The 13,157-nt window shown below is 69.5% G+C and carries 6 protein-coding genes; 4 read left to right on the top strand and 2 right to left on the bottom strand.

The features are described 5' to 3' along the window. Window positions 1-14: 14 nt before the first annotated feature. Window positions 15-2,624 carry a DUF4062 domain-containing protein gene (locus EV279_RS00505; RefSeq protein ID WP_166644405.1) on the bottom strand — a complete coding sequence of 870 codons (2,610 nt, stop codon included), beginning with the start codon at window positions 2,622-2,624 and terminating at the stop codon, window positions 15-17. A 320-nt stretch (window positions 2,625-2,944) separates the two neighbouring features. On the opposite strand from EV279_RS00505, the gene rpoB reads away from it, so the two are divergent. The 3 genes from rpoB (at window position 2,945) to EV279_RS00490 (ending at window position 11,146) form a co-directional block, all read left to right on the top strand. Continuing rightward, a complete protein-coding gene (gene rpoB, locus EV279_RS00500; protein WP_133540972.1) occupies window positions 2,945-6,439 on the top strand; it encodes a DNA-directed RNA polymerase subunit beta in 3,495 nt (1,164 codons plus the stop codon). A 51-nt stretch (window positions 6,440-6,490) separates the two neighbouring features. Beyond that, window positions 6,491-10,399, top strand: coding sequence for a DNA-directed RNA polymerase subunit beta' (locus EV279_RS00495; protein ID WP_133540970.1), 3,909 nt, complete (start codon window positions 6,491-6,493; stop codon window positions 10,397-10,399). A gap of 132 nt (window positions 10,400-10,531) precedes the next feature. Next, a complete protein-coding gene (locus EV279_RS00490; protein ID WP_133540968.1) occupies window positions 10,532-11,146 on the top strand; it encodes a hypothetical protein in 615 nt (204 codons plus the stop codon). A gap of 9 nt (window positions 11,147-11,155) precedes the next feature. Here the strand turns inward: EV279_RS00490 and EV279_RS00485 are convergent, their stop codons facing one another. Further along, entirely contained in the window at window positions 11,156-11,761 is a 606-nt protein-coding gene (locus EV279_RS00485; RefSeq protein ID WP_243728377.1) for a hypothetical protein, read from the bottom strand. A gap of 128 nt (window positions 11,762-11,889) precedes the next feature. Here EV279_RS00485 and EV279_RS00480 point away from each other — a divergent pair, with 128 nt between their 5' ends. Next, window positions 11,890-13,116: an ABC transporter gene (locus EV279_RS00480; RefSeq protein WP_243728376.1), complete on the top strand. Its 1,227-nt coding sequence runs from the start codon at window positions 11,890-11,892 to the stop codon at window positions 13,114-13,116. Window positions 13,117-13,157 lie beyond the last annotated feature (41 nt).

Below are 13,157 nucleotides of genomic sequence, written 5' to 3'. Positions count from 1 at the left end.
CGCGTGTCGCGCGTTCACCACTGGGCGAGCGCGCGCTGGACGGCGGGACCGGCGTCGGGCAGGGCCAGCGCATACGCCTCGGCGACGCTCATGTCGTCGCCGGCCTGCTCGCCGGCGGCGACGGCCTCCGGCTGGAACGCGCGCACCGCCGCGAGCGGCTCGCGGTGGGCGGCGAAGCCCTCGACGTCGTACTGGCCGACGCGCTGGCGGATCGCGGCCGCGACGGCGGAGAGGGCGCCCGCCTGCCACGCGTCGCCGCGCAGCGCGGCGACGGCGCTCATGCCCTCGAGGGCGTACTGCGCTCCCTCGTCGTAGTGCAGCAGCGCGGCGAGCTCGAGCGTCGTGCGGTAGACGGCGACGGCGCCGTCGATGTCGCCGGCGATCAGGCGCACCCGGGCGACGTTGTTGCCGGCGACGACCTGCGTGAACGCGTCGTTCCCGCGCTCGCCCGTCGCCCTCGCCCGCTCGAAGTGCTCGAGAGACGCGGGGAACTCGCCGCGGGCCATCGCGAGGAGTCCCAGGGCGACATCGGTGAGCGCTTCGAGCCACCAGTTGCCGAGTCGGTGGAAGACCTCCCGCGCCTGTGCGACCTCGGCCTGTGCGGCGGGCATGTCGAGGTCGGGGAAGCGCATCCGCGTGGAGCCGCGCGCGCCCAGCGCCATGGCCGCGGCATCCTCGTCACCGCTCTCCCGGAACAGTCGCACCGACTCGCCCAGCCGCTCGATGACCTCCTCCGACGGGCGGCGCCACATCTCGCCCCAGACGGTGAAGAAGACCGCGATGGCGCGGGTCCGGGTGGAGATCGGATGCTGCTTCCCGAGGAGTTCCAGCATCCACAGGCGCACCTCGCTGAAGAAGCCCGAGATCCACCAGTAGACGAACAGGTCCCACGCGAAGTCGCCGGCGTCGTCGAGCCGGTCGCTCCACACGAGATGCCGGACGGCGGCGCGGAGGTTGGACAGCTCGAGACTCAGCAGATGAACGGTGCCGATCTGGGCCGGCCCGCGGAGATCGGGTGAGATCCGCCGCACGAGCTCGCTGTAGTAGTCGGCGTGGGCGCGTCGCATCGCGTCGGCCTGGCCGCGCTCCTCGAGCCGGCCGATCGCGTACTCGCGGACGATGGCCAGAAGCGAGAAGGTCGAGCGACCGCCGACGTCGACCTGCTTGACCAGCGACGCGTCGACCACGCCGCCGAGGGCGTCGAGAACGTCCGCCTCCCACGAGCGCCCGGCGCTGACGGCCTCGACGGCGTCGAGTGTGAAGCGGGTGGCGAACACGCCGAGGTCTTCGAGGAGGTGCCGCTGGACGGCCGGGAGAAGGCTCACGCTCCAGTCGATCGCGGCGCGCATCGTGCGGTGCCGCTCGGGCAGGTCGCGCGATGTGGCGGCGAGCATCGGAAGGCTCTGCTGGAGTCGCTGGTCGATCGCGGCGGCGTTGAGCGCGCGGATCTTGGCGGCGGCGAGCTCGATCGCCAGGGGGAGCCCCTCCAGCCGCCGGCAGATGCTGACGACGGCCGCCACATTGTCGTTCGTCAGCACGAAGTCGGGTCGCACCGCCTGCGCCCGGTCGACGAAGAGGGCGACGGCGGAGGAGCGCTGCGCCCGGTGCATCGTCGCGGGCTCCGAGGCCGCCGGCGCGGACAGCGCCTCCACCTCGTACACCTGCTCGCCCCGGATGCGCAGGACGACCCGGCTCGTGACGAGGAAGGTCGCCAGCGGCGCCGCGGTGTAGAGGCGGACGAGGACGGGAGCGGCGTCGACGATCTGCTCGAAGTTGTCGAGCACGATGAGCACGCGGCGGCCCTCGAGCGCGCGGGCGATGCGGTCCTCCAGATCCACGGCGCCGGTGTCCCGCACGCCCAGGGAGTACGCGATGGTCGAGAGCAGGAGCCCGGGCTCGTGCACGTTCTCCAGAAGCACGAAGAAGACGCCATCGCGGAAGATGTCGGCGCTCGCGCGGGCGACCTCGATCGAGAGGCGGCTCTTTCCGATGCCGCCGGGGCCGACGAGGGTCACCACCCGGTCGCCGCCCTTGACGAGGAGCTCCCGCACGCGGCGGAGGTCCTCCTCCCGCCCGATCGTCGAGGAGTAGGGCACGGGGACCTTGCCGAGCAGCGCGTCGTCGTCCGGCGTCTCGTGCTTCGCCGCGTCGAAGCGTTCGGCGAGGAGGGTGGCGAGGTCGTCGGCGATGCGTTCTTGGAGTTCTTCGGCGGTGTGGAAGGGGAGGTAGGCGGCGTGGTCGTCTTTCTGGATGCGGGCGATGAGCTGTTTCAGGCGTGGTTCGCGGTTCTCGGATGCCTTGATGTAGATGAGTTTCGGCATGCTGGCGGGGGCGAGGTCGTACTCGTCTTCCAGGCCGGAGATCTGCTCGTCGGGGGCGACCCAGCCGTAGCTCTCCCAGTAGATGCCGACGAAGACGTCGGATTGGTCGAGGTAGGAGCGGTAGAGCTCGCGGGGCGGGTGGGGGCGGGCGCCGAGTTCGAACATGACGGGGGCCAGGCGCATGCGCTCGATCGCGGCGCGTGCGGCGGCGCGTTCGTCGGCGAGCTCGCGCAGGGTCGAGCTGACGAAGACCCGGATCCGCTGGTCGGGCGTGCGGATCGCGGGGCGATGGCCCCCAGTCATGACCACATCATGGCCCTGACGGGGCCGGAATGTCATGCACCGGCATCCTGTTTCCGTCTTCGGAGGCCGCGTTCCGCGTCTCGTTCGCGGGTTATACCGCAGCATCCGGCCCTCGTCAAGAATCGCGCTGGACATGGCGCGTCGAACGACGTATAGTTGGTAGTTGCGCTCTTGGATTCCCCCTGCCCTCATATGGTGGTCGGCTGCGCCTGCGTGCCCCCGCTTCATCGCGGTGCGCGACATGCAGGCTTCGGGGACTGACGAGCACTCCACCCTGACGACAAGGAAACGGGCCCTCCCGGGCCCACGGAGGAATTCCCTTGGCTGCTGCGCCCAACGCATCCACCACCACCCCCAAGAACGGCCGCGGAGCTTCCCGCCTCTCGTTCGCCAAGATCTCCGACACGCTGACGGTCCCCGACCTTCTCGCCCTGCAGACCGAGTCCTTCGACTGGCTCGTCGGCAACGAGGCGTGGAAGGCGCGCGTCGCCGAGGCGCAGGCCGCCGGCCGCACCGACGTGCCCGAGATCAGCGGTCTGGAGGAGATCTTCGAGGAGATCTCGCCGATCGAAGACCTGAGCGAGACGATGCAGCTCTCGTTCACCAACCCCTACCTCGAGCCCGAGAAGTACTCCATCGAGGAGTGCAAGGAGCGCGGCAAGACCTACGCCGCCCCGCTCTACGTCGAGGCCGAGTTCATGAACCACCAGACCGGTGAGATCAAGACCCAGACGGTCTTCATGGGCGACTTCCCGCTCCAGACCGACAAGGGCACGTTCATCATCAACGGCACCGAGCGCGTCGTCGTGTCGCAGCTCGTCCGCTCTCCCGGCGTCTACTTCGACCGCACCCCCGACAAGACGTCGGACAAGGACATCGTGTCGGCCCGCGTCATCCCCAGCCGCGGCGCCTGGCTCGAGTTCGAGATCGACAAGCGCGACCAGGTCGGCGTGCGCATCGACCGCAAGCGCAAGCAGTCGGTGACCGTCTTCCTCAAGGCCCTGGGTCTGTCGAGCGAGGACATCCTCAACGAGTTCGCCGGCTTCGAGTCGATCGAGGAGACGCTGTCGAAGGACACCATCCTCACCAAGGAGGACGCGCTCCGCGACATCTACCGGAAGCTCCGTCCGGGCGAGCAGGTCGCCGCCGAGGCCGCCCGCGCGCTCCTGGACAACTTCTACTTCAACCCGAAGCGCTACGACCTCGCGAAGGTCGGCCGGTACAAGATCAACCAGAAGCTCGGTCTCGACCGCCCGCTCTCGGACTCGGTCCTGACGGTCGACGACATCGTCGCGACGATCAAGTACCTCGTGCGCCTGCACCGCGGCGACACCGTCTTCGACGGCATCCGCAACGGCCAGCCGGCGGAGATCCGCCTCGACGTCGACGACATCGACAACTTCGGCAACCGCCGCATCCGCGCCGTCGGCGAGCTCATCCAGAACCAGGTCCGCACGGGCCTGTCGCGCATGGAGCGCGTCGTCCGCGAGCGCATGACGACGCAGGACATCGAGGCGATCACGCCGCAGACCCTGATCAACGTGCGCCCCGTCGTCGCCGCGATCAAGGAGTTCTTCGGAACGTCGCAGCTGTCCCAGTTCATGGATCAGAACAACCCCCTGGCGGGCCTGACCCACAAGCGCCGCCTCTCGGCGCTCGGCCCCGGCGGCCTCTCGCGTGAGCGCGCCGGCGTCGAGGTCCGTGACGTCCACCCGTCGCACTACGGCCGCATGTGCCCGATCGAGACGCCGGAAGGCCCGAACATCGGTCTCATCGGCTCGCTCGCATCGTTCGCGCGCATCAACGCGTTCGGCTTCATCGAGACGCCGTACCGCCGTGTCGTCGGCGGCCGCGTCACCGACCAGATCGACTACCTCACGGCCAGCGAGGAGAGCGACTTCATCGTCGCCCAGGCCGGGGTCGAGCTGAAGGCCGACGGCACGTTCGCCAACGACCGCGTGCTCGCCCGCCGCGGCCAGGGCGGCGAGGTCGACCTCTTCCACGCGGAGGAGATCGGCTACATGGATGTCTCGCCCCGCCAGATGGTGTCGGTCGCGACGTCGCTCATCCCGTTCCTCGAGCACGACGACGCCAACCGCGCCCTCATGGGTGCGAACATGCAGCGTCAGGCCGTGCCGCTCCTGCGTTCCGAGTCGCCCGTGGTCGGCACCGGCATGGAGGGCTTCGCGGCCATCGACGCCGGTGACGTCGTCACCGCCGAGCGTCCGGGCGTCGTCGTCGAGGTCTCGGCCGACGTCGTCACGGTGCAGCTGGACGAGGGCGGGACCCAGGACTACTTCCTGCGCAAGTTCGACCGCTCGAACCAGGGCACGTCGTACAACCAGCGCGTCGTGGTCTCGGCCGGCGACCGCGTCGAGGCCGGCGAGGTCATCGCCGACGGTCCCGCGACCGAGAACGGAGAGCTGGCCCTCGGCAAGAACCTCCTCGTCGCGTTCATGACGTGGGAGGGTCACAACTTCGAGGATGCGATCATCCTCAGCCAGAACCTCGTGAAGGACGACACCCTCTCCTCGATCCACATCGAGGAGTACGAGGTGGACGCCCGTGACACGAAGCTCGGCAAGGAGGAGATCACGCGCGACCTGCCGAACGTGAGCCCCGACCTCCTGAAGGACCTCGACGAGCGCGGCATCATCCGCATCGGCGCCGAGGTGCGCCCCGGCGACATCCTCGTCGGCAAGGTCACGCCCAAGGGCGAGACCGAGCTGTCCGCCGAGGAGCGCCTGCTCCGCGCGATCTTCAACGAGAAGAGCCGCGAGGTGCGCGACACGTCGCTGAAGGTCCCCCACGGTGAAGCCGGCACGATCATCGCGGTCAAGGAGTTCAACGCCGAGGACGGAGACGACGAGCTCGGCTCGGGCGTCAACCGCCGGGTCGTCGTTTACATCGCCCAGAAGCGCAAGATCACCGAGGGCGACAAGCTCGCGGGCCGTCACGGCAACAAGGGCGTCATCGCGAAGATCCTCCCCGTCGAGGACATGCCGTTCCTCGCGGACGGCACGCCCGTCGACGTGATCCTCAACCCCCTCGGCATCCCCGGACGAATGAACTTCGGCCAGGTGCTCGAGCTCCACCTCGGCTGGATCGCCAAGCAGGGCTGGAAGGTCGAGGGCACCCCCGAGTGGGCCGCCCAGCTGCCGCAGCAGGCCTTCGAGGCTCCCGCCGGCACGAAGGTCGCGACCCCGGTGTTCGATGGCGCGTTCGAGGACGAGATCGCGGGTCTGCTGGACTCGACCCTGCCCACCCGCGACGGCGTCCGCCTCATCGACTCGTCCGGCAAGACGCAGCTCTTCGACGGCCGCTCCGGCGAGCCGTTCCCCGCGCCCATCTCGGTCGGCTACATGTACATCCTGAAGCTGCACCACCTGGTCGACGACAAGATCCACGCACGGTCGACTGGCCCCTACTCGATGATCACCCAGCAGCCGCTCGGTGGTAAGGCGCAGTTCGGTGGCCAGCGCTTCGGTGAGATGGAGGTATGGGCGCTCGAGGCGTACGGCGCCGCGTACGCCCTCCAGGAGCTCCTCACGATCAAGTCCGACGACATCCTCGGCCGTGTGAAGGTCTACGAGGCGATCGTCAAGGGCGAGAACATCCAGGAGCCCGGCATCCCCGAGTCGTTCAAGGTGCTCATGAAGGAGATGCAGTCGCTCTGCCTGAACGTCGAGGTCCTCTCGGCGGACGGCACGGCGGTCAACCTCCGCGACACGGATGACGACGCCTTCCGCGCGGCGGAGGAGCTCGGCATCAACATCTCCACGCGGTTCGAGTCGTCGTCGATCGACGAGATCTGACGCTCCGCGACCGACTGACTCACCACACAGAATTCCGACACAGGAGAACCAGTGCTCGACGCAACCACATTCGATGAGCTTCGCATCGGCCTTGCGACCGCAGACGACATCCGTCGCTGGTCGTACGGCGAGGTGAAGAAGCCCGAGACCATCAACTACCGCACGCTGAAGCCCGAGAAGGACGGGCTCTTCGGCGAGCAGATCTTCGGCCCCTCCCGCGACTGGGAGTGCGCCTGCGGCAAGTACAAGCGCGTGCGCTTCAAGGGCATCGTCTGCGAGCGCTGCGGCGTGGAGGTCACCAAGTCCTCCGTCCGTCGCGAGCGGATGGGCCACATCGAGCTCGCCGCGCCCGTGACCCACATCTGGTACTTCAAGGGCGTCCCCTCGCGCCTCGGGTACCTGCTCGACATGGCGCCGAAGGACCTCGAGAAGGTCATCTACTTCGCCGCCTACATGGTCATCTCGGTCGACGAGGAGGCGCGTCACCGCGACCTCCCCACGCACGAGAACAACCTGCGCCTCGAGATGAAGACCGCGGCCGACCGCCGCGACTCGCGCATCGCGAACCGCCTCCAGAAGCTGGAGGAGGAGCTCGCCGCGCTCGAGGAGGAGGGCGCCAAGGCCGACCAGAAGAAGAAGGTCAAGGACGCCGCCGAGAAGGACATGGCCGCCATCCGCAAGAGCGCGGACGAGACCATCGCCAAGCTCGAGCGCGTCTGGGAGGAGTTCCGCAACCTCGAGGTCGGCTCGCTGAAGGGCGAGGACGAGATCTTCCACGAGCTGCAGGACCGCTTCGGGCAGTACTTCGAGGCCTACATGGGCGCGGAGTCGATCCAGCGCCGCCTGCAGGCGTTCGACCTCCAGGCCGAGGCCGACAGCCTCCACCTGCAGATCTCGGAGGGCAAGGGCCAGCGCAAGATCCGCGCGATCAAGCGCCTCAAGGTCGTGAACTCGTTCCTCCAGACCGGCATGAGCCCGGCCTCGATGGTGCTCGACGTCGTCCCGGTCATCCCGCCGGAGCTTCGCCCGATGGTGCAGCTCGACGGAGGCCGCTTCGCCACGAGCGACCTGAACGACCTCTACCGTCGCGTGATCAACCGCAACAACCGGCTCCGTCGCCTCATCGACCTCGGCGCGCCCGAGATCATCGTGAACAACGAGAAGCGGATGCTCCAGGAGGCCGTCGACGCGCTGTTCGACAACGGCCGCCGCGGTCGTCCCGTCACGGGCACGGGCAACCGTGCGCTGAAGTCGCTGTCGGACATGCTCAAGGGCAAGCAGGGCCGGTTCCGCCAGAACCTGCTCGGCAAGCGCGTGGACTACTCGGGCCGCTCGGTCATCATCGTCGGCCCGCAGCTCAAGCTGCACCAGTGCGGTCTGCCCAAGCAGATGGCCCTCGAGCTGTTCAAGCCGTTCGTCATCAAGCGCCTGATCGACCTCGGTCACTCGCAGAACATCAAGGCGGCCAAGCGCGCCGTCGAGCGCACGCGTCCCGAGGTCTGGGACGTGCTCGAGGAGATCATCCGCGAGCGTCCCGTGCTGCTCAACCGCGCACCCACGCTCCACCGCCTCGGCATCCAGGCCTTCGAGCCTCAGCTCGTGGAGGGCAAGGCCATCCAGCTGCACCCGCTCGTCTGCGCCGCGTTCAACGCGGACTTCGACGGTGACCAGATGGCCGTGCACCTGCCGCTGTCGGTCGAGGCGCAGGCCGAGGCCCGCATCCTGATGCTCGCGTCGAACAACATCCTCAAGCCGTCGGACGGCCGCCCGGTGACCCTGCCCTCGCAGGACATGATCATCGGCCTGCACCACCTGACGACGGTCGTCGAGGGCGCCACCGGCGAGGGCCGCGTGTTCGGATCGGTCGGCGAGGCGATCCTCGCGAAAGACGAGGGCACCCTCGACCTGCAGGCCAAGGTCCGCATCCGCATCCCCGGCCTCACCTTCCTCGAGGGCGAAGCCCCCGAGGGCTACGCCGACGTCCTCGACGAGGACGGCGCCGTGGTCAAGAAGGGCCACGGGCTGGTGGATGCCTCGCTCGGCCAGGCGATCTTCAACGACACGCTCCCCAAGGGCTACCCGTTCGTGCGCGAGCAGGCCGACAAGGGCAAGCTGTCGCAGATCGTGAACAAGCTCGCCGAGGAGTACCCGAAGGTGGAGGTCGCCGCGTCGCTCGACCGCATCAAGGACGCCGGCTTCTACTGGGCCACCCGCTCGGGTGTCACGGTCGCCCTCAGCGACATCCTCACTCCGCCGAACAAGGCCGAGATCGTCGCGGGCTACGAGCAGCAGGCCGCGAAGGTCCAGGCGCAGTTCGAGAAGGGCCTCACGACCGACGCCGAGCGTCGTCAGGAGCTCATCAAGATCTGGACCGAGGCGACCGACGAGGTCCAGAAGGCGATGCGCGAGCACTTCCCGGCCGACAACACCATCAACCGCATGGTGTCGTCGGGCGCGCGAGGCAACTGGCTGCAGATCCGCAACATCGCGGGCATGCGGGGCCTCGTGAACAACCCGAAGGGTGAGATCATCCCCCGTCCGATCATCTCCTCGTACCGCGAGGGTCTGTCGGTGGCGGAGTACTTCATCGCGACGCACGGTGCCCGCAAGGGTCTGGCCGACACGGCTCTGCGTACCGCCGACTCGGGCTACCTGACGCGTCGCCTGGTCGACGTCTCGCAGGACGTCATCATCCGCGAGGAGGACTGCGGCACGACCAAGGGCCTCGAGCTCCCCATCGCGACGCAGGGCTTCGGCGGTGCGCTCACGAAGGACCCGAACGTCGAGAACTCGGTGTTCGCCCGCACGCTCGCGGCCGATGTCGTGGACGCGGCGGGCACGGTGCTCGCCGAGGCCGGCGACGACGTGGGCGACGTGCTGATCAACAAGCTCGTGGACGGCGGGGTCGAGACGATCAAGGTCCGCTCGGTCCTCACGTGCGACTCGGCGGTCGGCGTCTGCGCGAAGTGCTACGGCCGCTCGCTCGCGACCGGCAAGATCGTCGACATCGGCGAGGCCGTCGGGATCATCGCGGCCCAGTCGATCGGCGAGCCCGGCACGCAGCTGACCATGCGCACCTTCCACACCGGTGGCTCGGCCTCGGCCGACGACATCACGCAGGGTCTTCCCCGCGTGCAGGAGCTCTTCGAGGCCCGTACCCCCAAGGGTGCGTCGCCGATCGCGGAGTCGGCCGGTCGCATCACGATCGACGAGACCGAGCGCTCGAAGAAGGTCATCCTGACGCCCGACAACGGCGACGAGCCGCACGTCTACCCGGTCCTCAAGCGCGCGACGCTCCTCGTCGAGGACGGCCAGCACGTGACGGTCGGCCAGCCGCTGCAGGTGGGGACGCTCGACCCCAAGGAGGTCATGCGCGTCATGGGCGCCCGCGAGGTGCAGAAGTACCTCGTGAACGGCGTTCAGGGCGTGTACCGCTCCCAGGGTGTGCCGATCCACGACAAGCACATCGAGGTCATCGTGCGCCAGATGCTGCGCAAGGTCACGGTCGTCGACCACGGCGACACGACGCTGCTCCCCGGCGAGCTCGTGGACTTCAAGCGCTACCAGTCGATCAACCGCGAGTCGGTCGCCGAGGGCAAGCGTCCCGCGTCGGGTCGTCCCGAGCTGATGGGCATCACGAAGGCGTCGCTCGCGACGGAGTCGTGGCTGTCGGCCGCGTCGTTCCAGGAGACCACCCGCGTCCTCACGCAGGCGGCCATGGAGGGCAAGAGCGACCCGCTCGTCGGCCTCAAGGAGAACGTCATCATCGGAAAGCTCATCCCCGCCGGAACCGGCCTTGCGAAGTACCGCAACGTCACGGTCGAGGCGACGGAGGAGGCCAAGAGCGAGCGGTACCCCAACCGCATCTTCGCCTCGGACGGCGCGTACAGCGACGCCGACCTGAGCTACGTCGACTTCGACAGCTTCTCGACGGACGACTTCTCCGGCAACTACAACTGACGGGCGACGGATGCCCCGGCATCCGTCCCCTCAACACGAAGGCCCCGGCTCGCGCCGGGGCCTTCGTCGTCTCCGCGTGCCGAAGTGCGCCTCCTCTGCACACCGGCTTACCGTGGATCCGAGGGGCGGATCATGGCGCGCATCGGCGGTCGTAATCTCTGGCTGGCATGGCCTGTGGGGCTGCTGTGCGCCGGTGTCGTCGGCGCGCTCGCGTGGCTCGCTCTCCCGGCGGTGCCGGGGACGGTGGGATTCGTCGGCGACACCCTCCGCTCGGCGACCTCGACACCGCAGGCCGCCGCGACCGGTCCCGTCTCGGCCGCGGCGCTCGATCCCTCGGCCGACCTCGACTGTCGCGACATCTATCCGCGGCGACTGTGGGGTGAGCTCGCGTGGGCCCCCGACTCGCTCCTCTCGCAGACGCGGGCCGCGCCCGCGACCGCCGTGACCGCGCTCGTCGACGCGTTGCAGCCGACCGTGCGCGTGACCTGCGCCTGGCGCGCGGCGCCCGGCACGATCGTCACGACGCTCTCGGTGGTGGGCGCCGATGCCGCCGCCGTCGCGGAGGCGGCGCTTCTCGGCCAGGGCTTCTCGTGCGAGCCGCTCGGTTCGGGCGTCGCGTGCCGGCGGACGGCCGGCGGCATCGTCGAGGAGCAGGCGGTGCGCGACGGACTGTGGCTCGCGAGCGTCGAGAGCGGATGGACCCCCGTTCAATACGGGACCCGGCTGGCTGCCTTCGTCTGGGCGTGAGCGGGCGGCTCAGCCCCAGATCGAGGCGACGATCGCGGCGGTGAACCCGGTCGGCGCGAGGTTCGAGTAGCGCGTGTCGATCAGGACGTCGTCCCGCCAGAACAGCGTGCGCCCGTCGGTCACGGGGTAGGTCCCGTTCGGCCACGTCTTCTCGCACCGGGTGCCCATGTCGGGGGTATAGCAGGTGAAGCCGTTCTCGTCGGCGAGATCGTTGAGCATGTCCAACGCCGGCCCGCGGCTCATCTTCGTGATCGCGGTCGACAGGTAGGTCGTGTCGGCTGCCGGATCCCGCCAGATGCAGACGAGGCTTCCGTCCGCCTGCACGCCGGTCGGCACTCCCAGCACGGGGTCGTTGAGCGGCACCCCCGCCAGCTGCGCGGTGACGCTCGGTGACAGCATCCCGGCGCAGTCGTCGGGGATCGCCGCCGATGTCGTGGGCGACGCGCTCGGGGTGGGCGTCGGAGCGGCGGACGCGCTCGCGTCGGCTGCCCGGGTCGACGGCGCCGTCGCGCCGGACGCCTGTTCGGGAGCGCATCCGGCGAGCGCCGCCGAGAGCGCCACCACCCCGCTCGCGACGGCGATGGCGATGCGGAAGCGGGCGAGGCGCGGCGGCATGCCGTCACCATAGCCGCGAACACGCCGAATCCGTCCGCAATCGGCGCGGCATGCCTCCACGGGCATGACGGTGCTGGGCGCTACCCTCGCTGATGCGGGGGCGTGCCCCGTGTGAGGAAGTGGATCCGATGAGTGACTCGAAGTCGACTTACGGCGAACCCGTCGAAGAGCCGAGGCCCGTCGACGACGTGGTCGGAAGCGCGAACGAGGGACTCACGGATGCCGAGGCCGCCGGCCGCGACGCCGCGCCGTACGCCGAGCCTGCCGTCCGCGATGAGCCCATCGTGCGCGATGAGCCCGTCGCGGCGAACGGTGAGCCCGCCCCGGCGCACGCGGAGCCGGTCGTGCGCGACGAGCCGACCCCGGCACACGCGGAGCCGGTCGTGCGCGACGAGCCCGCCCCGGCGCACGCGGAGCCGGTCGTGCGCGACGAGCCGACCGGAAGCGAGAGCTGCGCCGCCGGTGCGCCGGCCGTCGCCTCGGAGCCGGTGGCCGCCGCAGACGAGCGGTCGACGGCGTCACCTCTGGCCGATTCCACGGACGACGAGATCACGGATGCCGCGGCCTACCATGCGGCTTACAACGCGTCGTACGACGATGAGCCGGCCGCCGCCGAGGGCTCCGTCGCCGCCCGCGCGTACGACACCCCCGCCGACCCCTCGGCGACGGGCCCCGCCGTCGCCCCCAGCGAGCCGGTGTCGGGTTCCGCCGACAGCGGAGCGACGACCGCGGCCGGAGCGACCGCGGCCGGTGCGACCGCCGCCGGAGCGACCGCCGCTGCTGCGCCGCAGCCCATCTTCGTGCAGGCTCCCGAGCCGCCGCGGGCGCGGGGGAACCGCGCCGCCGCGGGAGCCATCGGCCTCCTGGCGGCGCTGAGCTTCGTCGTCATCTTCCTCGCGGCGTGGCTCGGCATCGGCCTCGTGCGCGGCGACGTCGAGGTCGCCGGCATCGTCCCAGCCCTCACGAGGACGCTCACGTCGTGGGTGTTCTGGACGCCCGTCGTGCTCTTCTTCATCGGCTTCTGGCTGCTGGGCGCCATCATCAACCGCGGACGCTGGGCGCACTGGGTCGTCTTCGGACTCTTCGTCGGCCTGTTCAGCTGGTTCGGCTTCATCCTGGGCGAGCTGTTCCAGGCGCCGTTCTGGAGCCTCACCGCATCCGAGGGCGTCGCCCGCATCCAGGACAACCTCTTCGCCCCGCTCGCGGTCATCGCCTTCATCATCGGGCGCGAGCTGACGATCTGGTTCGGCGCCTGGGTCGCCGCGCGCGGCAAGCGCGTGACCGAGATCAACACCGAGGCGCAGCGCGAGTACGAGCGCACGCTGGAGGCCGGCCCTCAGCTGTACCGCCAGTAGCCCCGGGCGTCAACCGGCCTGCCGCCCGGCGCCGCCCGGAC

This window comes from Microbacterium sp. BK668 (assembly GCF_004362195.1).
GTDB lineage: Bacteria > Actinomycetota > Actinomycetes > Actinomycetales > Microbacteriaceae > Microbacterium.
This window is presented reverse-complemented; position numbering and strand designations above follow the sequence as displayed.

Bases quoted from the DNA above. Each gene is read 5' to 3' on its own strand.
- EV279_RS00505 (WP_166644405.1), bottom strand. From the start codon at position 2,624: ATGACTGGGGGCCATCGCCCCGCGATCCGCACGCCCGACCAGCGGATC.
- EV279_RS00490 (WP_133540968.1), top strand. From the start codon at position 10,532: ATGGCGCGCATCGGCGGTCGTAATCTCTGGCTGGCATGGCCTGTGGGG.
- EV279_RS00485 (WP_243728377.1), bottom strand. From the start codon at position 11,761: ATGCCGCCGCGCCTCGCCCGCTTCCGCATCGCCATCGCCGTCGCGAGC.
- EV279_RS00480 (WP_243728376.1), top strand. From the start codon at position 11,890: ATGAGTGACTCGAAGTCGACTTACGGCGAACCCGTCGAAGAGCCGAGG.